Here is a 25,972-nt window from a genome sequence, read left to right as displayed (position 1 = left end):
CGTTACGATGTCACTTATGCAATCTTTTGGTAAACCTTCAATCCTGATTATTGGCTGCGGTGACATTGGTCTTCGGGTGGCTAAGCAGCTTTCCCGCAGTCATCGAGTTTTTGCTTTAACTTCTCAACAAAGTCGTTTTCAGGAGTTGAGGGAGGTTGGCGCGACTCCAATTTTGGGTAATCTGGACCAGCCAGAAACTTTATGGCGTCTCTCCGGTTTAGCTCAAACCGTCATTCATCTAGCGCCGCCCCAAAACCAAGGAAATCGTGATTGCCGAACCCGCAACCTAGTTCGAATTTTAGCCCAAGGTTCCAATACCGTCAGGCGCTTGATCTATATTAGTACTACAGGCGTCTACGGCGACCATAGGGGCGCTAAAGTCAGTGAGGCAACCCCAGTCACCCCTCAGAGTGAGCGCGCTCAAAGAAGGGTGGATGCTGAGCGCGTTTTGCGTTTGTGGGGTCCGGCGCATGGTGTCGCCGTAACGATTTTGCGTGTACCAGGAATTTATGCTGCCAACCGTCTGCCGATTGAGCGCTTGCAGTCCCAGACGCCAGCATTGCTACCGGAGGAGGATGCATATTCCAACCATATTCATAGCGATGATTTAGCAAGTTTAGTTTGTGCAGCGATTTATCACGGCAAGCCACAGCGCATTATTAATACTTGTGATGGTGGTGAAACCAAGATGGGCGATTATTTTGATGAGGTTGCGGATGCTTTTGGTCTCGACCGACCGACCAGAATGCCGGGTGCTGAGTTGCAAAAAATAGTCAGTCCAATGCTGTGGTCGTTTATGCGCGAGTCAAGAAGAGTGGCTAATACGCGCTTGCATGAATTAAAAAGGCCGCTACGCTATCCCAGCGTCGCACACTTTCTGAAAACTATTTCCAAGAATCCTTAAGGCCAACTGTACGGTTAAATACCGGCTTACCGGGTTTCGAGTCAGATTCATCAGCAATAAAGTAGCCATGGCGTTCGAACTGGAAACGTTCCCCTGCTTTAACATCTTTCATGCAAGGTTCTATATAAGCTGCAATAGTTTGCTTAGAGTTTGGATTAATTGCATCTAAGAAGTTCTTATCGCCACTATCAGGATGTGGATCGCTAAAGAGGTGATCGTATAAGCGTACTTCAGTAGGAATAGCTTCAGCGGCACTAATCCAATGAATATTGCCCTTCACCTTGTAGTTGTTTGAGCCTGGAGTGCCGCTCTTACTATCGGAGAAGTGAGTCGCATTGACTTGAATAATATTGCCATTGGCATCGGTCTCAAAGCCGGTGCATTCAATTACAAAACCATGACGGAGACGAACGCGGCTACCAGGCTGATCGCCAATAGGCGGATACAGCCTAAAGAAGCCTTTGACGGGATCTTTCATAAAGTCATCTTCTTCAATCCACAACTCGCGTGTGAAATGAAACTCACGATTACCCCATTCGGGATGCTGTGGATGACGTGGTGCTGAGCAAGACTCTTTGGCGCTAGCGTCAAAGTTTTCCACTACAAGTTTGAGTGGCTTGAGTACTGCGGTAGCCCGAGGTGCCCTTATTTCAAGATCATCACGTAGTGCTTGATCCAGCGTGCTCATATCAATCCAGCTATCCGCTTTAGAGACACCAATGCGCTCACAGAACAAGCGAATACTTTCTGGGGTATATCCGCGACGACGAATACCCACGATGGTTGGCATGCGAGGGTCATCCCAGCCATCAACATGCTTTTCTTCAACAAGTTGTAGCAACTTGCGTTTGCTGGTGATGGTGTAAGTCAAATTCAGGCGGGCAAATTCGTACTGATGGGGTACAGGGTCCTTAAATACACCCAATTCTTTGAGGGAGTTCACAATCCAGTCATACAGTGGGCGATTGTTCTCGAACTCAAGGGTGCAAATGGAGTGAGAGACATTCTCCAGGGCATCAGAAATGCAGTGCGTGAAGTCGTAGAGAGGGTAGATACACCATTTGCTGCCAGTGCGATGGTGATCAGTATGGCGAATGCGGTAGACCACTGGATCACGCATCACAATATTTGGGTGCGCCATATCGATTTTCAAGCGCAGAACATGTTCGCCATCTTTGAATTTGCCATTACGCATCTCGCGGAAGAGGGAAAGATTTTCTTCAGGGCTGCGATCACGATGAGGGCTGTTTTTGCCAGCTTGACCAAAGTTGCCTCGATTCGTATGAATATCATCAGCGCTTTGACTATCCACATAAGCTTTGCCGTTCTGAATCAGAATTTCAGCAAATTCGTATAGACGATCAAAGTAGTCGCTAGCATGGTAAAGATGGGTTCCCCAATCAAAGCCCAGCCATTTGACTGCATCCAAAATACTGTCTGCATACTCAGTATCTTCTTTAACTGGGTTGGTGTCATCCAAGCGCATATTGCAGCGCGCGCCACCTGGCTGATTGTTGTAGTCAGTAGCTAGGCCAAAGTTTAGGCAAATACTCTTCGCATGACCAATATGTAAGTAGCCGTTGGGTTCAGGAGGAAAGCGAGTGATGATCGAAGGAATTGCTTCGCCTGCTAAGTTGCTACGTTGGGCAAAAGCACCACTTGCTAAGTCATGATCAATAATCTGACGTAAAAAGTTTGAAGGCTCGGCCACTGGACCGGTATTGGCTTTAGAGGGTTTGCTATCTTGGGACATAGCCTCATTGTAGAGAAAACCCCTGACCCATAAAGAAAAAGCCCGCAAACTGCTGCGGGCTCGTTTCTGTGGAGGCAGGAGGAATTACTCTTCTACAAAAGCCTCTTCTCGAGTCTTCTTCACTGCTGGTAATGCCACGATCACTACCAAAAGGGCTGCTGCAATCAGCAATCCCAAGGAAAGTGGGCGAGTCACAAAGGTGGAGAAGTCGCCGCGGGACAGTAATAGGGCGCGACGGAAATTCTCTTCCATCATTGGCCCGAGCACGAAGCCCAAGAGCAATGGAGGGGGTTCGCAACCGAGTTTGAAGAAGAGGTAACCAATCAAACCAAAACCAGCGGTTACATAGACATCAAATACAGTGTTGTTCACGGTATATACGCCGATACAGCAGAACACCAAAATCGCTGGGTAGAGGAAGCGATAAGGAATCTTCAAGAGCTTCACCCAAATACCAATGAGTGGCAAGTTCAAGAGAATCAACATCACATTACCAATCCACATGGAGGCAATCAAACCCCAGAACAATGCAGGGTTGCTGGTCATTACTTGTGGGCCTGGCTGAATATTATGAATAGTCATTGCACCAACCATCAAAGCCATCACAGCATTTGGTGGGATACCTAAAGTGAGCAATGGGATAAATGAGGTTTGAGCGGCAGCATTGTTCGCCGCCTCAGGACCTGCAACACCTTCAATAGCGCCTTTACCAAACTCGTGGCTGTACTTGGAGGATTTCTTCTCAACAGAGTAAGCGCCGAATGCGGCTAACGCAGCGCCACCGCCAGGCAGAATGCCCAAGATAGACCCAATGGTTGTGCCGCGCAAGATCGATGGAATCATGCGCTTCACATCCGTCTTGCTTGGGATCATGCTGGTGAGTTTATTGAGGAAGCCCTCATCTTCACCAGTTTTTTCGAGGTTGCCCATGATTTCAGCGAAGCCGAACACGCCCATCGCAACCGCAACGAAGCCGATGCCATCACTTAGCTCTGGAATGTCAAATGCATAGCGAGATACACCAGAGTTCACGTCGGTGCCAATTAAGCCCATCAATAGGCCTAAGATGATCATGCCAATCGCTTTGATCAAAGAGCCGGATGCCAACACTACTGCGCCGATTAAGCCCAAGACCATGAGTGAGAAATACTCAGCAGGTCCAAACTTAAATGCCAGCTGTGATAGCGGGGCAGCAAATGCGGCCAGAACTAAAGTTGCTACGCAACCAGCAAAGAATGAGCCCATACCTGCAGTAAACAAGGCAACACCAGCTCGACCATTTCTGGCCATCTGATAGCCGTCAATTGCCGTCACCACCGACGACGTCTCCCCTGGAATATTCAGCAGAATTGCAGTGGTAGATCCGCCGTACTGTGAGCCGTAGTAAATACCTGCCAACATGATCAAGGCAGCAATTGGAGGCAATGCATATGTTGCTGGCAGCAACATTGCAATAGTAGCAATTGGGCCCAAGCCAGGCAATACGCCGATCAAAGTTCCCAAGATACAGCCGATCAGGCAGTACAGGAGATTCTGTAAGGTAAATGCGGTTTCAAAACCGAGACCTAAGTTAGCGAATAAATCCATTTTGTAGTGTCCCGGTTCTTTATTGTTGTAGGAATACTGGCAGAAGTGGGAACTGAAGTTTCAGACCCAACACAAAAACTGAGTAAGTGAATGCCACAAGGAAGCCGGCGTTAATCAATGAGCCCTTCCAAGTAAATTCCTTACTTGCGCTTGCTGACACCAATACCAAAACAACAACAGCAACTAAAAAGCCCAAGCGAGGGAGTAGTAAACCGTAAAGGACTACTGAACCAGTGATTTGCGCAATGATTCGCCAATTAAATTTTGGGATACTTTCAATCGCTGCTTTCGCGTTGAATGACTGTAATAAAACCAGCAAGCCCAACACACACATGAGGATGCCCAGGAAGAATGGGAAATAGCCAGGACCCATTTTGGCGGCAGTCCCCATTGGATATTGGGTTGCCATAATGGCAAAAAAGAGACCAATGACCATGTACATGATCCCGGCTCCAAAATCCCGTTGATTGCGAATTTTCAAGATGCGCTCCTTATTTATCGACTTAAGTGCCGATCTATTTATTGATGTTGTGCGATTGTAAGGCACCTGGGGGGTATCTTGTCTAGGGTTTGCCCTAGAGGGGTGCCAATGCGATAATTATTGCCATGAAAGTCTCCCAAATTCGCCAGGCGTACCTGGACTTCTTTGCCCAAAAAGGCCACCAAATCGTTCCATCTAGCCTGGTAGTCCCTGGTGATGATCCAACCCTGCTATTTACGAATGCGGGTATGAATCAGTTCAAAGATGTGTTTTTGGGGTTTGATAAGCGTCCCTATAACCGCGCTACAAGTGCTCAAAAGTGCATTCGGGCAGGGGGTAAACACAATGACTTAGACAATGTTGGGTATACCGCACGTCACCATACTTTTTTCGAGATGTTGGGCAATTTCTCATTTGGGGACTATTTCAAAAAAGATGCGATTCAATTTGCTTGGGATTTATTGACGCAAGTATTTAATTTACCCAAAGAAAAACTGTTGGTCACCGTATATGCCGAAGATGATGAGGCATATGAAGTTTGGAACAAACAAATCGGCATCCCAACCGATCGCATTATTCGGATTGGAGATAACAAGGGCTCACGTTACGCCTCAGATAATTTCTGGATGATGGGTGACACCGGTCCTTGTGGCCCTTGTACAGAAATTTTTTATGACCACGGAGAGCATATTCCCGGCGGCCCTCCTGGTAGCCCAGATGAAGATGGCGATCGTTTCATTGAAATATGGAACAACGTATTTATGCAATTCAACCGCGATGAAGCAGGCGTAATGCATCCACTGCCGAAGCCAAGTGTTGATACCGGTATGGGTCTTGAGCGTATTGCTGCTGTTTTACAGCACGTGCACTCTAATTATGAGATTGATCTCTTCGTCAATCTGCTGAAGGCTTCCAAGAATGCAGTAGATTCTGCTGGTGGCGACAACTGTGATGCGCAGAGCCCTTCCCTAAAGGTGATTGCAGATCATATTCGCGCTTGTAGCTTCATCGTTGTCGATGGCGTGATACCAGGTAACGCAGGGCGTGGTTACGTATTACGTCGCATTGCGCGTCGCGCAATTCGTCATGGCTATAAGCTCGGCGCTCGCAAACCATTCTTCTATCAATTGGTTCCCGCCCTTGTTCAAGAGATGGGCGATGCTTATCCAGAGTTGCGCGCTGCTCAAGATAAAGTTGGCGAAGTGCTGAGGCAAGAAGAAGAACGTTTCTTCCAAACGATTGCGAATGGCATGGAAATTTTGGATAGTGCCTTAGCGGGTGGTGCCAAAGTAGTGGATGGTGAAACTGCCTTCCGCTTACATGACACATTCGGTTTTCCATTAGATTTAACTGCTGACGTCTGTCGTGAGCGTGGTGTTACGGTTGATGCCGAAGGTTTTGAATTGGCAATGCAAAAGCAGCGTGATCAAGCCAGAGCAGCCGGCAAGTTCAAAGTAGCTCAAGGCTTAGATTACAAAGGTCAGCCAACCCAATTCCATGGCTATGACACCTTAAAACATGAGGGCGCCAAGGTCACCGCCCTGTATGTAGATGGATCTGCAGTGACTTCAGTAAAAGCTGGTGAAGCTGCGGTGATTGTTTTGGACAACACACCTTTCTATGCCGAATCTGGCGGTCAGGTGGGCGACAAGGGCGAGCTACGCAATGAGTCTGTTCGTTTTGCGGTGGAAGATACCTTCAAGATTCAAGCGGATGTATTTGGTCATCAAGGCGAGTTGCTCGAGGGTGAGCTCAAAGTGGGCGATGCACTCAATGCTTTGGTAGATATTCAGCAAAGAATGGACATCATGCGCAATCACAGCGCTACCCATATCTTGCATAAAGCTTTGCGTGAAGTACTCGGTGACCATGTGCAGCAAAAAGGTTCGCTCGTGGATGCTACGAAGACCCGTTTTGACTTTACCCACAATGCACCCATTACGGCTGAGCAAATTCGTAAAATAGAAGGCATTGTTAATCAAGAGATTCTTGAGAACACTGCCACCTCGGGCAAGGTGATGTCTTTGGATGATGCTCAAAAGACTGGCGCCATGATGCTCTTTGGTGAAAAGTATGGCGATGAAGTTCGTGTTTTAGAAGTCGGTAGCTCCAAAGAGTTATGTGGCGGCACACACGTATCACGCACTGGTGATATCGGTAGTCTCAAGATTGTCTCTGAAGGTGGCGTCGCTGCCGGCATACGTCGGGTTGAGGCAGTTACTGGTAATAATGCTCTCCAGTTCTTGCAGAGCATGGAGGATAAGATTAATGAAGCCGCAGCGATTCTCAAAACCCATCCAGGAGATTTGGTAAATCGGGTTACGCAATTGCAAGATAGCTTGCGTCAAGTAGAGCGTGAACTAGAAAAAGTAAACTCTAAGTTGGCAGCAAGCCAAGGCGATGAGTTAGCTAGTCAAGCAATCGATATCAATGGACTCAAAGTTTTGGCTGCTCGTTTGGATGGTGCTGATGCTGGCGTTTTGCGTGAGACTATGGACGCCCTTAAAGCAAAACTCAAAACGGCTGCAATCGTCTTAGCATCCGTGCAAGGCGATAAGGTCAGCGTGATCGCTGGTGTGACTGCCGACTCGATTGGCAAAGTAAAAGCGGGCGATCTCGTCAACTTTGTAGCCCAGCAAGTGGGCGGCAAGGGTGGCGGCAAGCCAGAGATGGCGATGGCTGGTGGCAATGACCCAAGCAAATTAAGTGTGGCATTAGAGGGTGTTAAAGACTGGGTGGCCAGTAAATGAGTGAGCAAATGATGGCATTTAATGCAGAGGTAGATGCGATTGGCATGAACTGCCCTCTACCTATTTTGCGAACTAAGAAAGCTTTGGCCACGATGCAGTCAGGCGAAGTTCTGAAGGTGAAGGCAACCGATGCAGGCGCTGCTCATGATTTTCCTGCGTTTGCCAAGCAAACTGGTAATGAATTAATTTCCAGTACTACTGAAGGCGATGTCTTGGTTTTCTTCCTAAAAAGAAGATAAGCAAGAGCATGAGCAAGAAGACAGGCGAGAAGCGAAGCGACTTAGGTTAAAGAGCGACTCTTTAAGTAGGCCGCAAAATCAGTTGCTACTTCTGGGTGGCGTAAGGCAAATTCAACTGAGGCCTTCAGGTAGCCAAGCTTGCTACCGCAGTCATAACGAACCCCATCATATTCATATGCAAAGACAGGCTCTTGCTTAAGCAAGGAAGCAATCGCATCCGTTAACTGAATCTCCCCACCAGCACCTGGCTTGAGATTGCGAATATGACTGAAAATATCTGAAGACAAAACATAGCGCCCAACAACAGCTAGGTTGGATGGAGCATCTTTTGGTTGCGGCTTTTCAACAATGCCATTTAAGCGATAGATCCCTTTGGTGACTTCGTCACCCGATACGATGCCATACGAACCGCTCTTGGCGGGATCGATCTTTTCTACTGCAATCACAGAACCATTTTGCTCATCAAATACCTTAAGCATCTGCTTGAGCACTGGCGGCTGTCCATCCAATAAGTCATCTGCCAAGATGATGGCAAAGGGCTCATCGCGAACCAATTTCTCGGCGCATAAAACGGCATGTCCCAAACCGAGCGCTTCAGGCTGGCGCACATAGACGCAATCTACGTGACTTGGTTTAACACTGCGAACGATTTCTAATAGGGCAGTTTTATTTTTGGCCTCAAGTTCAGCCTCAAGTTCATAGGCTTTATCGAAGTGATCTTCAATTGCGCGTTTGCTACGACCGGTAACGAAAATCATTTCAGTAATACCCGCTGCAATAGCTTCTTCGACCGCATACTGAATCAGTGGTTTATCCACTACATTGAGCATTTCTTTTGGACTTGCTTTAGTGGCAGGTAAAAAACGCGTTCCTAAGCCGGCTACTGGAAAGACGGCTTTAGTAACGGATTTAGTGGCTAATGGCATAAGTATTCCGATCGCTCTAGATTTGCTGCTGTTTTATTTCAGACGCTCTAATTGTGCAACAAGCTTCTCATGATTTTGCTCAAAACCCGTAAGACGCTGTTTTTCTTGGGCAACAACCTCTGCTGGAGCTCTGGCGACAAAGCTCTCATTGGTCAATTTGCTACGGGCTTTATTGATTTCATTGGCTAGGCGCTCAATTTCTTTGCCCAGACGAATGCGTTCTGCAGCGACATCTACCTCTATCTTGATTAGTAACTTCAGATGGCCAACAAGCGCCATCGGGGCGTCTGGGGCATCTTTTTCCAAGCCAGCTTCATCGCTATAGATTTTGACTTCAGAAAGCTTAGCTAGAGCAAGTAAGTAAGGCGTTGCTTTTTGTAAGAAAGTTTCAGGACCGCTAATCCACAGAGGTACTTTTTGACCAGGCGGCACTTGCATTTCACCGCGGAGATTCCTGCAGGCATCCACAATCGCTTTGATCTGCGCTACCCAGGCTTCACTTTTCTCATCAATTTTTTCTGCTTGAGAAACAGGATAAGGTTGGAGTGCAATCGTTTGCTTTGCTTGTTTTGCTAAATCTTTACCAGATTTTGGCCCAACGGTTTGCCAAAGCGTCTCGGTGATAAATGGAATCAGTGGATGCGCCATGCGCAAGATAGTCTCGAGTACCCGCAACAAAGTCCGGCGAGTGGCACGCTGCTGTGCTGGGGTGCCTGTTTGTAACTGTACCTTAGCGAGCTCTAAGTACCAATCACAATACTCATCCCAAACAAATTGATAAATGCTACTAGCGATATTGTCAAAGCGATAGTTCTCAAAACCTTTGGCAACTTCCGCTTCAGTTCTTTGTAACTGCGAAACAATCCATTTATCTGCTGGTGAGAAATCTAAATAGCCATCAGGACCACATTGATTATCGCAAGGCGCCAGGCCATTATCTTCATCGCCGCCAGGGCAGTTCATTAGAACGAAGCGGCTTGCATTCCAAAGCTTGTTGCAGAAGTTGCGATACCCTTCACAACGCTTCTGGTCAAAATTAATATTGCGGCCAAGCGAGGCTAGCGATGCAAAAGTAAAGCGCAAGGCATCCGTGCCAAATGCCGGGATACCATCCGGAAACTCTTTCTTGGTTTTCTTGCTGATGCTCTCCGCTTGCTTAGGATTCATTAAGCCGGTAGTGCGTTTGCCTACTAAGTCATCAATCTTGATGCCATCGATCAAATCAATTGGATCCAAGGTATTGCCCTTGGATTTACTCATTTTCTGACCTTCGGCATCGCGTACCAAGCCGTGTACGTAGACAGTATGAAACGGCACCTTGCCAGTAAAGTGGCAGGTCATCATGACCATACGCGCTACCCAGAAGAAAATGATGTCAAAGCCGGTTACCAATACTGATGATGGTAAGAAGTGATTTAAGGCAGGCGTCTCTTCTGGCCAACCAAGGGAGCTAAAAGGCACAAGGGCTGAGCTGAACCAAGTATCCAGAACATCGGGATCGCGATTCAGTTTGCCGGCGTAGCCAGCTGTAGCAGCTTTCGCTTTAGCCTCTTCTTCAGAGCGAGCCACAAAAATCTGGCCATCGTCACCATACCAGGCTGGGATTTGATGGCCCCACCAGAGTTGGCGTGAGATACACCAATCTTGAATATTTGCTAGCCACTGGGTGTAAGTGTTAATCCAATTTTCTGGAACGAGCTTGATATCACCTTTGGTGACCGCATCTAATGCTGCACCGGCGATAGATGAGCCAGGTTGATATTGGTTATCAGGACTTGGTTTAGACATTGCCACAAACCATTGATCAGTGAGCATCGGCTCAATAATCGTTTGGGTACGATCACCGCGTGGCACCATCAATTTATGTGGCTGCACTTTTTCTAATAGACCTGCTGCATCTAAATCAGCGACCACTTGTTTGCGCGCAGCAAAACGTTCCATGCCTTGATAAGCAGCTGGCGCATTTTCATTAATCTTGGCATCCAATGTCAGGATATTAATTAATGCTAGCTGATGTCGTTGCCCCACTGCGTAGTCATTGAAGTCATGCGCTGGTGTCACTTTTACTACACCAGTACCAAAGTTCAAATCAACATAGTCGTCTGCAATGATCGGAATTTGACGATTGCATAAAGGCAGATTGACTGACTTACCAATGAGATGCTTGTAACGCTCGTCTTCTGGGTTCACCATGACGGCAACGTCGCCCAGCAAGGTTTCGGGACGGGTCGTAGCTACGGTGAGGGAGCCTGAGCCGTCTGCTAATGGATAGCGGATATACCACATCGAACCATCTTCTTCTTCGCTGACTACTTCAAGGTCTGAAACTGCGGTCCCCAAAACAGGGTCCCAATTCACTAAGCGTTTACCGCGATAAATGAGGCCTTGTTCATGTAAGCGGACAAAGACTTCAACTACCGCTTTGGACATCTTGTGGTCCATCGTGAAATATTCTTTACTCCAATCAATTGAAGCGCCTAAGCGACGAATCTGGCGAGTAATAGTGCTGCCGGAAGTTTCTTTCCACTCCCAAACTTTTTCTAAGAATTTTTCGCGACCCAAGTCATGGCGAGATACTTTTTGCGCATCCAGTTGGCGCTCAACAACGATTTGAGTAGCAATACCAGCGTGATCGGTACCAGGTACCCATAAAGTATTTTTGCCAGACATACGCGCGTGTCGAACCAGGCCATCCATGATGGTTTGATTGAAAGCGTGACCCATATGCAGTGTGCCGGTGACATTGGGTGGTGGCAGTTGAATGGAAAAATCATCGCTACCCTCGAGCATCGTGGCATCAGCAATACCCCTGCGTTCCCACTCAGGACCCCAGTAGGCTTCGATCGGGGCGGGTTCGTAGGATTTGGCGAGTTCGTCTGCTGAGCTGGCCGCTGGTGAATTAGGGGTATTTGAGGCATTTGGCATAAGAGGCAAATTATAATTGGGGCGATGTACTCTGACTTGCTCGCGAACCTCAATCCAGAACAGCGCGAGGCAGTAACCCTCCCGCCTGTCAATGAAAACGGCCAAGCCCAATCCGCCTTGATTCTGGCTGGGGCTGGTAGTGGTAAGACCCGCGTCCTCACCACCCGTATAGCCTGGTTGATTCAGACCGGTCAGGTGTCCCCTATTGGCGTTCTAGCGGTAACTTTTACCAATAAAGCGGCTAAAGAGATGATGGTGCGCTTAAGTGCCATGTTGCCTATTAATACCCGAGGCATGTGGATTGGCACTTTTCATGGCCTTTGCAATCGTTTATTGCGGGCCCACCATAAAGAGGCTGGCTTGCCATCAACATTCCAGATCCTGGATACCCAAGATCAGCTTTCGGCTATCAAACGTCTTTTGAAGGGTTTGAAGGTTGATGATGAAAAGTACCCTCCAAAACAACTGCAGTACTTTATTGCGCACGCAAAAGAGCGGGGGCAACGTGCCAAAGATTTATCGGTAGGGGATGATTTTCAGGCGAAGATGGCGCAACTGTACGCGGCCTATGATGAGCAGTGTCAGCGCGAAGGCGTAGTAGATTTTGCCGAGCTCCTCTTGCGCAGTTATGAATTACTAAAGCATAGTGAAGCGATTCGTACACATTATCAAGAGCGTTTTCGTCACATCTTGATTGACGAGTTTCAGGACACCAATGCCTTGCAGTATGCTTGGCTCAAATTATTATCAGGCCATGATGCAAGTCGCATCAACGTCAGCGGCGCTGGAAGTAGTGCCGTCTTTGCGGTGGGCGATGATGATCAAAGTATTTATGCTTTCCGCGGCGCTGATGTTGAAAACATGCGTCTTTATGAAAAGCAGTTTCACCCCATGATGGTCAAGTTAGAGCAAAACTATCGCTCACACGGCCATATCTTGGATACTGCAAATCATTTGATTGCGAATAACTCAGAACGACTTGGTAAAAATCTGCGAACCGATGCAGGCCATGGCGAGCCGGTCCGCATTTATGAGGCACCTAGCGATCACGCTGAAGCCGCTTGGCTGGTTGATGAGATTAAAGCATTGATCAGTAGTGGCATCAAACGTACTGAAGTGGCATTGCTTTATAGAAGTAATGCTCAGTCTCGCATTATTGAGCACGCTTTGTTTTCAGCGGCTATTCCGTATCGTGTATATGGTGGTTTGCGATTCTTCGAACGCGCTGAAATTAAGCATGCTCTTGCGTACTTGCGTTTGCTTGAAAATCCCAACGATGACACCTCCTTCTCGCGTGTCGTGAATTTCCCAACCCGCGGTATCGGCGCAAGATCAATTGAGGCTTTGCAAGATGCCGCTAGAAGTCAGCAATCTTCTTTATATACCGCCGCAGCCTCCTTGGAGGGCAAAGCTGGCGCTGCGCTTGGTGGTTTCGTACGCTTGGTAGATCATATGCGTGAAGCTACGCGTCACAATACCCTTCCGGAAACTGTTGAATTTGTGATTCAACACAGTGGCTTGATTCAGCATTACCTTTCCGAGCGCGAAGGTCAAGATCGTGTAGAGAACTTACAAGAATTGATTAACGCTGCAACTGCATTTATTGCAGAAGAGGGCTATGGGCAAGATGCCGCTGCCGCCATGCTTCCTGGTGAAAATGCGCCTGGCGTTGTTGAGGTGTCCCCCTTGGCTGCATTCTTATCCCATGCTTCTTTGGAGGCAGGTGATAACCAAGCGCAGGCTGGGCAAGATGCCGTGCAGTTAATGACGGTGCATTCTGCAAAAGGCTTAGAGTTCACTGCTGTGTTTATTACCGGACTTGAAGAGGGCCTATTTCCTCATGAAAATAGTATCAATGAGCAAAATGGTTTAGAAGAAGAGCGGCGCCTGATGTATGTTGCGATTACCCGCGCCAAAGAGCGTTTGTATTTGTCGCATACGCAGTCAAGGATGCTGCATGGTCAAGTACGCTACAACATGCCATCACGTTTCCTAGAAGAGCTGCCTTCTGAATCTTTGAAGTGGTTAACGCCTAAGGCAAAAGATGCGCGTTGGGGCGGTAGCTCTAAATCGGGCTCTACATGGCAAGATGGTTATACCCGGCAACGCGAGTATGAATCTAATGATTTCTTTGATTCTGGCAGTGAACGTCAAAGACCTGCTAAACGCGTAGGTTCTGCCTCGATGGAGGTAAAGCGATTGGCTTCGCCCCCGCGCGGAAATTATCCATTCACAATTGGTCAGAATGTGTTTCACACCAAGTTTGGTGAAGGGCGCGTTACAGGCTTAGAGGGTGTTGATGCTGATGCACGTGCACAAGTGAGCTTCAAGCGTCACGGTGTGAAGTGGTTGCAACTCAGTATTGCCAAGCTTGCTGCAATAGACTGAAAAAACAGAAAAGTTTAAGGCGTCAGAACTACTGCGTCTTCAGTAAAACAGGCTTTCCAAGTGGCATAAAAAGAGCAGTGCATGACTGTTAAGCCAGCCATGGAGATTGGTGCAATGATGAAAGAAGCTGCTTGGCCAAAATCCATTGCATCAAAAACTATGCCTACTGTTAGCGGAATTGCAATCAGAATCACGCTCCAAATAGAGAGATAAAAAAAGAATGCTCCCTTATTGGTCCAGCACGCTAAGCAGCTTGAAAAGAGCGCTTGAGCAACTGACATATCTGCCCAGGCTACCAGCACCGGAGAGAACCACATCAACATCGCTATTGGAATATATAGAGCCGCTCCAAAGAAAAGGACTAAATAAATTTCACGTAGTGCTTCAGGTGTAATTGGCTTATCGCTCATCATCAATGGAATGAGTAATTCAAAATCAACCAAAAGGCTCAAGGCGAAGCTGAGAAGTAAAATCAGCGCGGCATACACTAAGCCCAACTGCAAGATACGCCTACGCACAAGGGTGCCAGACTTTAGTGCGATTAAATACACCATTGGACTGATGCGCTCTTTCTGAATGGCTTGACGACAAGCCGTCATAAAACCAAGCGCTAGTGTTGGTGTTAGTAGTAGCACGGCAAATACACCAATCACGGGAATAATGACTGCCAATTGAGCGGCAAAGACATAGATAAAGACCAGCATTAAAAAGCCCAGTGGGTTTTGTTTGAAGAGCCAAATACCCTGTCTTATCCAGGTATAGCCTTCTTTGGGTGCAATGGAGTTCAGTTTCATAGAGATCGACGACTTAATAGAATGTGTTCAAAGTGAGTCGGGTCATGTGGTGTCAACATTTGCGCATCCCTGGGTAGATAAAAGTCCCAAAGGCGGGATACCCAGAAACGTAGAGCTGCCGCTCTCAACATGAGGGGCCAACTTGCTTGCTCTTCCTTAGTGAGGGGGCGCACTGTTTGATACGCCTGCAAAAGAGCATCTAGACGCGCAGGATCTAAATCCTGTTTGTTCTCAGCAAGGCACCAATCATTTGCAGTGACCGCTAGATCAAATAACCACTTGTCAGTACCTGCAAAATAAAAGTCAAAGAAACCACCTAATTGATCTTTTGAGGCATCAGTTGTACCTTGTGGATCAAACAAGACATTGTCGCGAAATAGATCGCAGTGGCTGGCGCCTTGTGGAATTGCATCATAAGCGGCAGAGCTGAAAAATGCTTCTTGGGTAGTCAGTTCATGAGTGAGTAAATCTTTTTGTGATGTATTGAGATGTGGCAATACCAGCGGAATTGTTTTTTGCCACCACGCAAGACTGCGTAAATTCTCTTGCGTCTTGGAAAAATCTTTTCCAGCTAAATGCATCTTAGCCAACATCTCGCCGACCATAGCACAGTGTTTTGTCTCTGGCTGCAACCTGGATAAGCCTGGAAGCTTAGTAACAATGGCCGCGGGTTTGCCTTTTAGTGAAAACAGAATTTCACCTTTGTGATTCTCAATTGGCTTTGGAACCGAGATTCCTTTGTTTGCCAAGTGGCGCATTAACTCAAGGTAGTAGGGTAGTTGCTGCGCAGTTAACCGCTCAAAGATGGTTAAAACGTACTCTTGTTTTTTGCCATCTTTGATGGTGTCTAAGAAAAAATTAGAGTTTTCAATACCACCATGGATGCCACGAAGTTCCCTGGCTTGGCCAATATTGAAGTCTTCAGAAATCCAATGGGAAATATCTTCGAGTTCAATGGGGGTAAAAACAGCCATAAAGCGGTAACGATTTTTATTGAATGGGAATGCTAATGCTAGGTACGCTTAGCAAGCCACCTTCGCCAGATGGAGGGCCAGGCTTCACTGAGTCTGGTGGCGACATTTCGTAGCTGGTGTACTTTGTTTTGACCTGAACTTGAGTTGGGCCATTCACATCTTTATATTCTTTAACTTCCGTACCTCGGTCATTCTTATATTGATAGCTTGGTTGCCGACTTTGAGGGCCTTCTAGGACGCCAGCTGGACTCACTGTAGGTGCTAGTGGTTGATTATTGATCCGGTTGAGCTCAGAGGGACTCAGCGCTTGGCTGTTATTCTGGGCTTGTGCCGGCGATACTCCTAAAAGTCCAAAAATCACCAAAAAGCTCATGAGAGCAAGGTTTTTACCGAGGGCGCGGCCAAATAAGTTAGTTAGAGCATGCATTATTTTTTCACCTTTTTAAGCCTACTCTCGGGCGGTTCCTTAACCAGACCTGTAGGCAATTCACAACTAGATTGTACGATTGCGGTATGACTAAACATAGACTCTTGTTGGTAGACGGTTCTAGCTACCTTTACCGCGCCTTTCATGCCATGCCAGACCTCAGAAATGGGGCTGGAGAGCCCACTGGGGCCATATATGGCATGGTCAATATGATGCGCCGGGCGAGGTCTGAGCTAAAGGCCGACCACATTGCCTGTGTTTTTGATGCCAAAGGTAAGACCTTCCGCGATGAAATGTACTCCGAGTACAAGGCTCATCGCTCCCCGATGCCTGAGGATTTGGTCAAACAAATTGAGCCTATCCATGCCATTGTCAAAGCGCTTGGTTGGCCAGTATTAATGGTTTCTGGAGTTGAGGCTGACGATGTGATTGGTACTTTAGCCTGTCAGGCCACAGAAGCTGGTTGGGAAACCATTATCTCTACTGGCGATAAAGATTTAGCTCAGTTGGTCAATTCATCGGTAACTTTGATCAACACGATGACTAACGAAAAGTTAGATATCGCAGGTGTAGTAGAAAAGTTCGGAGTGCCACCAGAGCGGATAGTCGATTATCTATCGATCATTGGCGATACAGTCGATAATGTTCCTGGCGTGCCTAAAGCTGGACCTAAGACGGCAAATAAATGGTTAGCAGAATTTGGCGATCTCGATCGTTTGATGGCCAATGCCGATCAAGTAAAAGGCGTAGTTGGTGAAAATTTACGTGCTTCATTAGATTGGCTACCGCAAGCGCGTCAACTCATTACCGTTAAAACCGATTGTGACTTATCCCCGCATTTACCTGGTTTAGATGATCTCCATGCGAAGTCGGAAGATGCTGCCTTACTGAGAGAGCTCTTTGATCGTTATGCTTTTAAGACCTGGCTGCGAGATGTTGAAAAACAGCTCACAAGCCCATCCAATGAGGGATCTGAGCCTGCAGCTGCCTTTGATTTGGCGGGTACTCCAATTGCTAATCAAACATCCGAGGAAACCACCTTATCTAAAAAATCTCCAGCAATTGCAAGATCCCCAACAAAAGATTTATCGCAAGACACTAGGGATTTGCAAGATTCGATAAGTAAAAATTATGAATGCGTAGTTGATAAAGCGAGCTTAGAGAAGTGGCTGCAGAAAATTGAGTTGGCTGGGCTGACTGCTGTCGATACCGAAACAACTAGTCTTGATGCACTTGCTGCAGAGTTGGTTGGTATTTCTTTGTCGGTAAAGCCAGGTGAGGCTTGTTACATTCCGGTCGCGCATCGTAATGGTGAAGAGCAACTTAATCGTGCTGCCGTGCTTGCAGCATTAAAGCCTTGGTTGGAAAGTAAAACGCATCTAAAGGTGGGGCAGAATTTAAAGTATGACGCGCATATCTTTGCCAACTATGGAATTACTCTAGGCGGTATTGCATTTGATACCTTGCTGGAGTCTTACGTACTAGAGTCTCATCTTCCACACAATATGGATAGCTTGGCTGAGCGTCACCTTGGTATGAAGACTATTCGTTATGAGGAGGTCTGCGGCAAAGGTGTCCATCAAATTGGTTTTGATCAGGTCGATTTAAAGATTGCTACAGATTACGCGGCAGAGGACGCAGACATTACTTTGCGCCTGCATTTAGAGCTCTGGCCACAGATTCAGGAAAATCCTGGCTTGCTATATGTCTATGAAAAGATTGAAATGCCGGCAATGCGGGTGCTTGGCATCATGGAGCGTAATGGCATTCGGATCGATTCGGCTTTATTAGCCAAGCAAGGTCAGCAAGTCGGTAAGCGTCTTCTCGAATTAGAAGGAGAAATCCATCAGCTCGCCGGCCAACCTTTTAATATTCAATCGCCTAAGCAGATTGCCGAAATCTTGTTTGGTCAATTGGAATTGCCAATCATCAAGAAGACACCCTCGGGTGCGCCATCTACCGATGAAGAGGTATTGCAAAAACTGGCAGAGGATTACCCCTTGCCAGCGCGTATTTTGGACTACCGTAGTTTGGCCAAGTTGATGTCAACTTATATTGAGAAGCTACCGCGCATGGCTGATCCCAAGACTGGGCGCGTGCATACCAACTTTTCTCAGGCTACTGCAGTCACTGGCCGCTTGGCCTCTAGCGATCCAAATTTGCAAAATATTCCTGTGCGCACTGAAGAGGGCCGTCGTATTCGCGAGGCTTTTGTGCCCGCGGATGGTTGTAAATTACTGTCGGCAGATTATTCTCAAATTGAGTTGCGCATCATGGCGCATATCGCTGAAGATGAAAATCTGTTGACTGCCTTTAGGGATGGCAAGGATGTTCATCAGGCAACTGCTGCAGAGATCTTTGGTATTCCATTGGATGAGGTGAGCTCTGAGCAGCGACGTTATGCTAAGGTCATTAACTTCGGCCTTATTTACGGTATGAGCGCATTCGGTTTAGCTGGCAATTTAGGCATTGAGCGCGCTGCAGCACAAACCTATATTGCTAAATATTTTGATCGTTACCCTGGCGTTGCTCAGTACATGGAGCGCACTCGCTTGGAAGCCAGAGAAAATGGTTATGTGGAAACAGTCTTTGGGCGCCGCCTTTGGTTACCGGAGATAAAGGGATCTAATGGCCCACGTCGCCAAGGCGCAGAGCGGGCGGCCATTAATGCTCCGATGCAGGGTACTGCCGCAGACCTGATTAAGTTAGCCATGATTGCGGTTGAGAATTGGCTAGAAAAAGAACAATTGAAAACTAAATTACTGCTTCAGGTGCACGATGAATTGGTGTTGGATGTCCCTTTAGACGAAATCGAACTATTGCAAGCTCAGTTACCCGGCTTAATGTGCAATGTTGCTGAGTTGAAAGTACCTTTGGTGGTTAGTATTGGTATTGGCGATAATTGGGAAGAGGCGCACTAGAAATAAAGGTGGAGAAAAAGAATGACTGAAAAAATACAAAATAGTAGGAGAGGTTTTATCAAGACTTCGGCAATAGGCGCTACAGCTGTAACGACTATCGGTGTTGGTTTTGTGGCAGCATCTGAGCCAGTCATGGCTGCTGCTATTGAGACAGATTTCAATGGTCTGAAAGCAGGCGAGCAAATGATTCCAGTGGGTAGCTTTCAGCTGCCTGCTTATATATCGCGGCCTGAAAAAGCCAAAGGACCGTTGCCCATTATTATTGTGGTGAGTGAAATCTTTGGTGTTCATGAATACATTGCTGATGTCACTAGACGTTTTGCAAAATTGGGATATCTTGCTATTGCTCCAGAGTTCTTCGCTCGCGCTGGCGATCCCAATACCTATGGCACTATCGCCGAGATTTTCACCAATATTATTTCTAAGACCTCGGATACCCAAGTATTAAATGATTTACAGGCTGCATTGGTTTGGGCAGGTAAAAATGGTGGCGATCTTAAAAGAGTTGGTGTTACTGGCTTTTGTTGGGGTGGTCGTATCACGTGGTTGTCTGCAACATTGCCACAAGTGCGTGCGGGTGTTGCGTGGTATGGCCGCTTAATCGGTGAAAAGACTGAAGGCAATCCTCGCCATCCAGTGGATATCGCTGCTGACTTGAAGGCGCCAGTGCTCGGTTTGTATGGCGCTGCAGATACTGGTATTTCTTTAGAAAGTGTTGATCAAATGAAGGCGGCCTTGGCTCAAGCGTCTGCAAAAAATCCCGCTGCTAAAGCTTGTCAATTTGAGATCTATCCCGATACCCCCCACGCATTCCATGCTGACTATCGTGCCAGTTATCGTGAAGGTCCCGCCAAAGATGGCTGGGAGAAGTGCATTGCTTGGTTTAAGAAAATGGGAGTAGCTTAGTCACTATGACTGTTTTACAGACCATTCTTTTGGTTACCGCGCTTGCAGGTACTGTTAGTGTCTTGGTAGCCGCCAGCTGTTCCTTAGCCATGCTTTCAAAGATGGTTAATAACATGGTGAGCTTGTCGGTTGGTATTTTGCTGGCAACCGCCTTGCTACATTCCTTGCCGGAGGCATTTAGCACGGAAGGAGCAAGCCCACAGCTTTTGTTTGCCACCCTACTTGCTGGGTTATTGGGCTTCTTCTTGCTTGAGAAAATTGCTCTCTTGCGTCATGACCATCATCACGAGGGCGATGGTCATCAGCATCATCATGGGCACGATGCCGAGAATGCTGGCCGAAGCGGTTGGATGATTTTGGTTGGCGATGGTATTCATAATTTTGTGGATGGCATCTTGATTGCCGCTGCATTTATGGCTGACTACCAGGTTGGCATCTTCACTGCGATTGCAATCATTGCTCATGAGATTCCGCAAGAGATTGGCGACTTTATTGTGCTGCTGAATGCCGGATTTACGAGGGCTCGCGCGTTGTTGTACAACTTTATTTGCGGCCTATCAGCGGTGGTAGGTGGCGTCCTGGCTTATTTCTTCCTGGAGAAGGCGCATACAGCAATGCCGTATTTACTCGTCATTGCGTCCAGTAGCTTTATTTACATTGCTGTAAGTGATTTAATTCCGCAAATGCACCGCCGCCCTCATTGGGTCGAGTCATTGCGTCAAACGGTTTTAATTGGGTGCGGTGTAGGATTTGTGATCTTGTTATCGATGCTGCATTGATAGATTAGTCGGTAGCAACGGGCCTCTTGGGATCGGCACACCACTCGCTCCAACTGCCCGCATAAAGACGGGAGCCTTTTAATCCAGCCACTTCCATCGCTAAAAGATTGTGACAGGCTGTAACGCCGGAACCACATTGATGAATTACTTCAGATGGTTTTTTGGCTCCCAGCAGCTCTACAAAATCTTTAAATAATTGTTCTGGTACCTTAAATGCGCTTGCAGATAAGTTGTTTTTAAAGAATCGATTACTGGCTCCCGGTATATGGCCACCAACTGGGTCTAGGGTTTCATTCTGGCCCTGAAAGCGATCACTTGCTCTGGCATCGAGCACTAGATTTTTCTTAGACTCAAGATTGGCGAGCACCTCATCCACTAAGGCTAGACCAACATAGGGCATCGGCTCAATTGTTTGAGAAGCTGGGGTTGGTTTACGAGGCATTGTGCCCATGGGGCCATTCCAAGCATCTAGGCCGCCATTCAACACTCGTACATTAGCGTGTCCGGTGGCTTTGAGCATCCACCAAAGGCGGCTAGCATAGACCGAGCCTTGCTTGTCATAGGCAACCACTAAAGTATTTTGGCCAATCCCTAAACGTGCTTTAGTTTTTGCCCAGTCTTCAGGTGGGGGAAGTGGGTGTCGACCATTGCTTCCATTTTTGCTACCGGACATGTCCTGATCAAGATCAACATAAATAGCGCCAGGAATATGGCTCTCTTCGTATGCTTTTCTTCCAGCTTCTGGATTGGCTAAATCGAAACGGCAATCACAGAGTAAAACATTCTCACCACTATTGAGGATTTCTTCTAACTGGTTTGCGGTAATTAGAGGAGTCATGTGGCTTCCTAGATTGAGGGCAGAATGATTTAAGAGCGTTTCTGAATTATGCGCCTTGAAAGTTCATCACGCGACGGTACCACTCATGAAAATGTTGCATGCCGTCTTCCATAGGGCTTTGATAAGGGCCAACTTCATTGATGCCGCGTGCAAAAAGGGCTGCACGACCTTGGTCCATACGCTCACCTATCTCATCATCCTCAATGCAAGTTTCCATATAGGCCGCACGTTCAGCTTCTACAAATTCGCGTTCGAATAGAGCGATTTCTTCTGGGTAATAAAACTCTACGATATTGCGAGTTTTGTTTGGGCCCATTGGATGAAGTGTAGAAACGCAGAGAACACCTGGGTACCACTCCACCATCACATTTGGGTAGTAGGTCAGCCAGATCGCGCCGTGCCGCGGGGTTTTACCTTCGTATTGGCGTAACACTGCATCATGCCAGTTCCGATATGCCGGTGAACCTGGGGTTTGTAAATCCTTGTGAATGCCAACAGTTTGTACGCTATGCCAGTCACCAAATTCCCAATGTAAGTCTTCGCAAGAAACAAACTTACCTAGACCAGGATGAAACGGTACAACATGGTAATCCTCGAGATAGACCTCAATGAATGTTTTCCAGTTGTAGTTGCAATCGTGCACTTCAACATGGTCAAGCATGTAGCCATCAAACTGGAGATCGTCAGCAACGCCGAGCTTAGCTAAATCAGTACGTACATCTCGTGGACCCTCAAATAGAAGTCCTTGCCAGTTTTGCAAAGGAGATTTACCCAGGTTTAAACATGGCTTGTCTTCAAAGTGAGGAGCGCCCAATAAGTTGCCGCCCAAGTCATAAGTCCAGCGATGCAGTGGGCAAACAATGTTGTCAGCTTTACCTTTGCCATTGAGCATGAGTGCTTGGCGATGACGGCAGACATTGGAGAGGAGTTCGACACCGGATTCATTGCGAACCAGGATGCGACCTTCTTTTTCCGCGCTTAATGTTTGATAGGAACCTGTTTCAGGCACCATGAGTTCGTGGCCGACATAGCCGGGCCCCTGCTTGAAAAGCAGTTCAATTTCCCGCTGATACAAGTCAGCGTCAAAATATGCCGAAACCGGCAGTTGTAGATTGGACGGCGCAAGCTTCTGCGCGGTAGCCAGATTAGTCATTCTCCCCACCCCCGAAAACGTCAGCCGAAGCTAAGCGGAATAACCAATCCAACCATCGACGGATCGATATTGGAAAGGAAGGGGTGGATTATACCCATCTGAAGGGGTTCTCGCATTAATATGTAGGGCTATCCGAACAGGAAATAGGAAGAAAACAGCTTATGCCAGCCAAAAAGTCAGAGACTCAAAAACCAGGCCTTGAGGTCCAGATCGACCCAGATCTACGCTATGAGCAAGCTGTAAAGGAGCTTGAAAAGCTGATTTCTGACATGGAGTCAGGAAAATTCTCCTTGGAGGAGACTCTTTTGGCTTATCAACGTGGTGCCGCTTTGCTAAAGCATTGTCAGGGGGTACTTGCTCAAGTTGAACAACAAGTGCGAGTGTTCGAGGCTTAATGACTGCCGTTTTTCAATTTCAGGAGTGGCTTCATCATCACTCTAAGCGAGTAGAGGCAGCACTAGATCGCTTGCTCGATTCTGCCAATACCACTCCAAATCGTTTGCACGAAGCAATGCGCTATGCAGCGCAAGGTGGTGGTAAGCGTGTTCGTCCCTTGCTCGTTTATGCAGCAGGTTCTCTTGGAGATGCTGAGGCACAGGTATTAGATGCAGCAGCCGTTGCGATTGAATGTATCCATGCGTATTCATTGGTTCATGATGATTTGCCATGCATGGATGACGATGACTTACGTCGCGGTCGCCCAACAGTTCATAAAGCGTTTGATGAAGCCACTGCGCTACTCGTTGGCGATGCCCTACAAACCCGCGCCTTCGAAATTCTTGCTAATACGCAGTGTGATGCGGATGTGTGTTTACGGATGATTAATGCTTTAGCTGCTGCTTCTGGTTCGCGTGGCATGGCAGGTGGCCAAGCAATTGATTTAGAGAATGTTGGCAAAAAGCTGGACCTTGCCGGCTTAAAGCAAATGCACGCTATGAAAACCGGCGCTTTACTTTCTTGTGCGCTTGAGTTGGGCGGTATTGCAGCACATCTCAATGCTGCTCAAATGGCGCAGCTACAGCAATATTCAACAGCCCTTGGTTTGGCATTTCAGATTGTTGATGATGTACTAGATGCAACGGCCGATAGTCAAACCCTCGGAAAAACAGCAGGTAAGGATGCTGCAGCGAATAAGCCTACCTATGTGACCTTGATGGGTTTAGACTATGCTCAGAAGCAGGCTAAAGAGTTACAAGAAATAGCAATTGCTAGCCTGGATGATTTTGGTAGTAAGGCAGATGCCTTAAAAGATTTAGCACTCTTGGTAGTTAATAGAGCTAAATAAACACAGATTAAATAGATTTAATGACTTTAGACTCCATCAATTCCCCAGACGATTTAAAAAAACTGACTCGCGAAGAATTGCCTGCGCTTGCCGATGAGTTGCGTCAATTTGTATTGGATTCAGTATCCAAAACTGGCGGACACCTTTCCTCTAATTTGGGAACAGTAGAGTTATCAATTGCGCTGCATTATGTTTTTGACACTCCCGACGATCGTATCGTTTGGGATGTGGGGCACCAAAGCTACCCACACAAAATATTGACTGGTCGTCGTGAGCGCATGAATACTCTTCGTCAGTTCAAAGGATTGTCAGGATTTCCACATCGTGCTGAAAGCGAGTTTGATGCTTTTGGTACAGGCCATTCATCAACCAGCATCTCTGCGGCAATGGGTATGGCTCGCGCCTTTCAAACCAAGGGTGAGCGTCATGTGGCTGTGGCGGTGATCGGTGATAGTGCGATGACGGGCGGTATGGCATTTGAGGCTATGAATAATGCAGGTGTATATGACGATCTTCCGTTAGTAGTCATTCTGAATGACAACGATATGTCGATCTCTCCTGCAGTGGGTGCGCTTAATCGCCACCTTGCACGATTGCTGAGCGGTAATATTTATTCTGCAACCAAAAAAGGGATCGATAGCGTTTTATCAATTGCACCCCCGCTGCGTGAGTTTGCAAAACGTCTTGAAGATCATGCTAAAGGTATGGTGTCACCTTCAACCATCTTTCAAGAATTTGGCTTTAACTACTTTGGTCCAATTGATGGTCATGATTTAGATGCCCTAATACCAATGTTGCAGAACGTACGCCGCCTGGCTTTAGAAGGTCGAGGTCCACAGTTCTTGCATGTAGTAACCAAAAAAGGCCAGGGCTATGAGTTGGCTGAAGCTGATCCCGTGTTGTATCACGGACCCAGCAAATTCAACCCTGAAGAGGGGGTAAAAAAATCGACTGCTACCAAGAAAACCTTCACCCAAGTGTTTGGTGAGTGGCTGTGCGATATGGCGCATGCAGATCCGCTATTGGTGGGCATTACGCCAGCCATGCGCGAAGGTTCGGGGTTGGTTGAATTTGAGAAAAACTTTCCGAAGCGTTACTACGACGTAGGCATTGCTGAGCAACATGCAGTGACTTTTGCGGCCGGTATGGCATGCGAGGGTATGAAGCCTGTAGTGGCCATCTATTCCACCTTCTTACAACGCGCCTACGATCAATTAATTCATGATGTGGCTTTGCAAGATTTGCCAGTCTTGTTCGCGCTAGATCGCGCCGGTTTGGTTGGTGCTGATGGCGCAACCCATGCGGGTGCGTATGACATTCCATTCTTACGCTGTATCCCAAATATGTTGGTGATGACACCAGCAGACGAAGCAGAGTGTCGTGATCTGTTGACTACAGCATTCCATCAGCCTCATCCAAGTGCAGTGCGCTATCCAAGAGGCGCAGGTGTTGGCACTATTCCATCCAAAGAGCTACGCACATTGCCATTTGGTAAAGGTGAGATTCGTCGTCAATCCAATGCGCCTGCTGGACATCGCGTAGCCATTCTGGCGTTTGGCACTTTGCTTTACCCAGCACTAGAAGTGGCCGAGAGTATTGATGCGACGGTAGCGAATATGCGTTTTGTAAAACCGCTGGATATTGATTTGATCAAATCTTTAGTGGCCGATCATGATTATTTTGTAACGCTTGAGGATGGCGCTATTGCCGGCGGCGCAGGCAGCGCTTGCTTGGAAGCGCTTTCCATTCTCGGAATTCATAAACCCCTCTTGCAATTAGGTCTTCCCGATCAATTTATTGAGCATGGGGACTACAGCCTGCTGATGAGTAAGTGTGGCCTGGATGTAGAAGGTATTGCCAATTCAATTAAGCGCCGTTTTCCGGCTGTATTAGCGATAAATTCCGTGGTCGCAGGCAAATAAGCCCGTTTTCCTTGAAAATA

At 47.3% G+C, this 25,972-nt stretch carries 20 protein-coding genes; 10 read left to right on the top strand and 10 right to left on the bottom strand.

Annotated features, from left to right (window positions below; all coding sequences use genetic code 11):
• Positions 1-7 precede the first annotated feature (7 nt).
• Positions 8-904, top strand: coding sequence for an SDR family oxidoreductase (locus C2740_RS07500; RefSeq protein ID WP_215292835.1), 897 nt, complete (start codon positions 8-10; stop codon positions 902-904).
• On the opposite strand, the gene C2740_RS07495 is transcribed toward C2740_RS07500, so the two are convergent.
• The 3 genes from C2740_RS07495 to C2740_RS07485 all read right to left on the bottom strand — a co-directional run bounded on the left by C2740_RS07495 (position 885) and on the right by C2740_RS07485 (position 4,725).
• Positions 885-2,657 (bottom strand): glutamine--tRNA ligase/YqeY domain fusion protein, encoded by a 1,773-nt coding sequence (locus C2740_RS07495; protein ID WP_215292833.1) that lies wholly within the window; start codon positions 2,655-2,657, stop codon positions 885-887. The genes C2740_RS07500 and C2740_RS07495 overlap by 20 nt on opposite strands.
• Positions 2,658-2,741: 84 nt before the next feature.
• Entirely contained in the window at positions 2,742-4,244 is a 1,503-nt protein-coding gene (locus tag C2740_RS07490) for a tripartite tricarboxylate transporter permease (RefSeq protein WP_215292831.1), read from the bottom strand.
• A 19-nt stretch (positions 4,245-4,263) separates the two neighbouring features.
• Positions 4,264-4,725, bottom strand: coding sequence for a tripartite tricarboxylate transporter TctB family protein (locus C2740_RS07485; protein ID WP_215292829.1), 462 nt, complete (start codon positions 4,723-4,725; stop codon positions 4,264-4,266).
• A 125-nt stretch (positions 4,726-4,850) separates the two neighbouring features.
• Here C2740_RS07485 and alaS point away from each other — a divergent pair, with 125 nt between their 5' ends.
• On the top strand, positions 4,851-7,475 hold the full coding sequence (gene alaS / locus C2740_RS07480) for an alanine--tRNA ligase (protein ID WP_215292827.1): 2,625 nt from the start codon (positions 4,851-4,853) through the stop codon (positions 7,473-7,475).
• Positions 7,476-7,486: 11 nt separating this feature from the next.
• A complete protein-coding gene (locus tag C2740_RS07475) occupies positions 7,487-7,714 on the top strand; it encodes a sulfurtransferase TusA family protein (RefSeq protein ID WP_215294355.1) in 228 nt (75 codons plus the stop codon).
• 41 nt (positions 7,715-7,755) lie between these two features.
• Here C2740_RS07475 and galU read toward each other — a convergent pair whose 3' ends face one another.
• Positions 7,756-8,640: a UTP--glucose-1-phosphate uridylyltransferase GalU gene (gene galU / locus C2740_RS07470; protein ID WP_215292825.1), complete on the bottom strand. Its 885-nt coding sequence runs from the start codon at positions 8,638-8,640 to the stop codon at positions 7,756-7,758.
• A gap of 33 nt (positions 8,641-8,673) precedes the next feature.
• A complete protein-coding gene (locus tag C2740_RS07465) occupies positions 8,674-11,565 on the bottom strand; it encodes a valine--tRNA ligase (protein ID WP_215292823.1) in 2,892 nt (963 codons plus the stop codon).
• A 24-nt stretch (positions 11,566-11,589) separates the two neighbouring features.
• Here C2740_RS07465 and C2740_RS07460 point away from each other — a divergent pair, with 24 nt between their 5' ends.
• Positions 11,590-13,953 (top strand): UvrD-helicase domain-containing protein, encoded by a 2,364-nt coding sequence (locus C2740_RS07460; protein WP_215292815.1) that lies wholly within the window; start codon positions 11,590-11,592, stop codon positions 13,951-13,953.
• A gap of 14 nt (positions 13,954-13,967) precedes the next feature.
• On the opposite strand, the gene C2740_RS07455 is transcribed toward C2740_RS07460, so the two are convergent.
• Genes C2740_RS07455 through C2740_RS07445 form a run of 3 tightly spaced genes read right to left on the bottom strand, consistent with a single transcriptional unit; the run spans position 13,968 to position 16,148 of the window.
• A complete protein-coding gene (locus tag C2740_RS07455; protein ID WP_215292813.1) occupies positions 13,968-14,747 on the bottom strand; it encodes a BPSS1780 family membrane protein in 780 nt (259 codons plus the stop codon).
• A complete protein-coding gene (locus tag C2740_RS07450; protein WP_215292811.1) occupies positions 14,744-15,721 on the bottom strand; it encodes a homoserine kinase in 978 nt (325 codons plus the stop codon). Before C2740_RS07450 ends, C2740_RS07455 begins: the two co-directional genes overlap by 4 nt.
• Positions 15,722-15,737: 16 nt before the next feature.
• Positions 15,738-16,148, bottom strand: coding sequence for a hypothetical protein (locus C2740_RS07445; RefSeq protein ID WP_215292809.1), 411 nt, complete (start codon positions 16,146-16,148; stop codon positions 15,738-15,740).
• Positions 16,149-16,234: 86 nt separating this feature from the next.
• Between C2740_RS07445 and polA the strand changes: the two genes are divergently transcribed.
• Genes polA through C2740_RS07430 form a run of 3 tightly spaced genes read left to right on the top strand, consistent with a single transcriptional unit; the run spans position 16,235 to position 20,754 of the window.
• On the top strand, positions 16,235-19,069 hold the full coding sequence (gene polA / locus C2740_RS07440; RefSeq protein ID WP_215292807.1) for a DNA polymerase I: 2,835 nt from the start codon (positions 16,235-16,237) through the stop codon (positions 19,067-19,069).
• 21 nt (positions 19,070-19,090) lie between these two features.
• The gene (locus C2740_RS07435) at positions 19,091-19,975 is read left to right on the top strand and encodes a dienelactone hydrolase family protein (protein ID WP_215292806.1); all 885 of its coding nucleotides are present in this window, start codon (positions 19,091-19,093) and stop codon (positions 19,973-19,975) included.
• Between the two features lie 5 nt (positions 19,976-19,980).
• Positions 19,981-20,754 (top strand): ZIP family metal transporter, encoded by a 774-nt coding sequence (locus tag C2740_RS07430; protein ID WP_215292804.1) that lies wholly within the window; start codon positions 19,981-19,983, stop codon positions 20,752-20,754.
• A 4-nt stretch (positions 20,755-20,758) separates the two neighbouring features.
• Here the strand turns inward: C2740_RS07430 and C2740_RS07425 are convergent, their stop codons facing one another.
• Together C2740_RS07425 and C2740_RS07420 are read right to left on the bottom strand one after the other, a co-directional pair.
• On the bottom strand, positions 20,759-21,592 hold the full coding sequence (locus C2740_RS07425; protein ID WP_215292802.1) for a sulfurtransferase: 834 nt from the start codon (positions 21,590-21,592) through the stop codon (positions 20,759-20,761).
• A gap of 46 nt (positions 21,593-21,638) precedes the next feature.
• The gene (locus C2740_RS07420) at positions 21,639-22,745 is read right to left on the bottom strand and encodes an aromatic ring-hydroxylating dioxygenase subunit alpha (RefSeq protein ID WP_215292800.1); all 1,107 of its coding nucleotides are present in this window, start codon (positions 22,743-22,745) and stop codon (positions 21,639-21,641) included.
• Positions 22,746-22,906: 161 nt separating this feature from the next.
• Here C2740_RS07420 and xseB point away from each other — a divergent pair, with 161 nt between their 5' ends.
• The 3 genes from xseB to dxs are packed head-to-tail and all read left to right on the top strand — an operon-like array spanning position 22,907 to position 25,952.
• Entirely contained in the window at positions 22,907-23,140 is a 234-nt protein-coding gene (xseB, locus tag C2740_RS07415) for an exodeoxyribonuclease VII small subunit (RefSeq protein WP_087909413.1), read from the top strand.
• On the top strand, positions 23,140-24,030 hold the full coding sequence (locus C2740_RS07410) for a polyprenyl synthetase family protein (protein ID WP_215292798.1): 891 nt from the start codon (positions 23,140-23,142) through the stop codon (positions 24,028-24,030). The genes xseB and C2740_RS07410 overlap by 1 nt, the downstream gene beginning before the upstream one ends.
• Before the next feature lie 20 nt (positions 24,031-24,050).
• A complete protein-coding gene (dxs, locus tag C2740_RS07405; protein ID WP_215292796.1) occupies positions 24,051-25,952 on the top strand; it encodes a 1-deoxy-D-xylulose-5-phosphate synthase in 1,902 nt (633 codons plus the stop codon).
• The last annotated feature ends 20 nt before the right edge of the window (positions 25,953-25,972 follow it).

Source organism: Polynucleobacter sp. MG-5-Ahmo-C2 (genome assembly GCF_018687735.1).
Classification (GTDB): Bacteria; Pseudomonadota; Gammaproteobacteria; order Burkholderiales; family Burkholderiaceae; genus Polynucleobacter.
Note: the sequence above shows the minus strand (reverse complement) of the source record. Positions and strands in the feature narration are given on the sequence as shown.

Excerpts from the sequence above, each read along its gene's own strand:
- C2740_RS07500 (WP_215292835.1), top strand. The coding sequence starts at position 8 with ATGTCACTTATGCAATCTTTTGGTAAACCTTCAATCCTGATTATTGGC.
- C2740_RS07495 (WP_215292833.1), bottom strand. The coding sequence starts at position 2,657 with ATGTCCCAAGATAGCAAACCCTCTAAAGCCAATACCGGTCCAGTGGCC.
- C2740_RS07490 (WP_215292831.1), bottom strand. The coding sequence starts at position 4,244 with ATGGATTTATTCGCTAACTTAGGTCTCGGTTTTGAAACCGCATTTACC.
- alaS (WP_215292827.1), top strand. The coding sequence starts at position 4,851 with ATGAAAGTCTCCCAAATTCGCCAGGCGTACCTGGACTTCTTTGCCCAA.
- C2740_RS07475 (WP_215294355.1), top strand. The coding sequence starts at position 7,487 with ATGGCATTTAATGCAGAGGTAGATGCGATTGGCATGAACTGCCCTCTA.
- galU (WP_215292825.1), bottom strand. The coding sequence starts at position 8,640 with ATGCCATTAGCCACTAAATCCGTTACTAAAGCCGTCTTTCCAGTAGCC.
- C2740_RS07465 (WP_215292823.1), bottom strand. The coding sequence starts at position 11,565 with ATGCCAAATGCCTCAAATACCCCTAATTCACCAGCGGCCAGCTCAGCA.
- C2740_RS07460 (WP_215292815.1), top strand. The coding sequence starts at position 11,590 with ATGTACTCTGACTTGCTCGCGAACCTCAATCCAGAACAGCGCGAGGCA.
- C2740_RS07455 (WP_215292813.1), bottom strand. The coding sequence starts at position 14,747 with ATGAAACTGAACTCCATTGCACCCAAAGAAGGCTATACCTGGATAAGA.
- C2740_RS07450 (WP_215292811.1), bottom strand. The coding sequence starts at position 15,721 with ATGGCTGTTTTTACCCCCATTGAACTCGAAGATATTTCCCATTGGATT.
- C2740_RS07445 (WP_215292809.1), bottom strand. The coding sequence starts at position 16,148 with ATGCATGCTCTAACTAACTTATTTGGCCGCGCCCTCGGTAAAAACCTT.
- polA (WP_215292807.1), top strand. The coding sequence starts at position 16,235 with ATGACTAAACATAGACTCTTGTTGGTAGACGGTTCTAGCTACCTTTAC.
- C2740_RS07435 (WP_215292806.1), top strand. The coding sequence starts at position 19,091 with ATGACTGAAAAAATACAAAATAGTAGGAGAGGTTTTATCAAGACTTCG.
- C2740_RS07430 (WP_215292804.1), top strand. The coding sequence starts at position 19,981 with ATGACTGTTTTACAGACCATTCTTTTGGTTACCGCGCTTGCAGGTACT.
- C2740_RS07425 (WP_215292802.1), bottom strand. The coding sequence starts at position 21,592 with ATGACTCCTCTAATTACCGCAAACCAGTTAGAAGAAATCCTCAATAGT.
- C2740_RS07420 (WP_215292800.1), bottom strand. The coding sequence starts at position 22,745 with ATGACTAATCTGGCTACCGCGCAGAAGCTTGCGCCGTCCAATCTACAA.
- xseB (WP_087909413.1), top strand. The coding sequence starts at position 22,907 with ATGCCAGCCAAAAAGTCAGAGACTCAAAAACCAGGCCTTGAGGTCCAG.
- C2740_RS07410 (WP_215292798.1), top strand. The coding sequence starts at position 23,140 with ATGACTGCCGTTTTTCAATTTCAGGAGTGGCTTCATCATCACTCTAAG.
- dxs (WP_215292796.1), top strand. The coding sequence starts at position 24,051 with ATGACTTTAGACTCCATCAATTCCCCAGACGATTTAAAAAAACTGACT.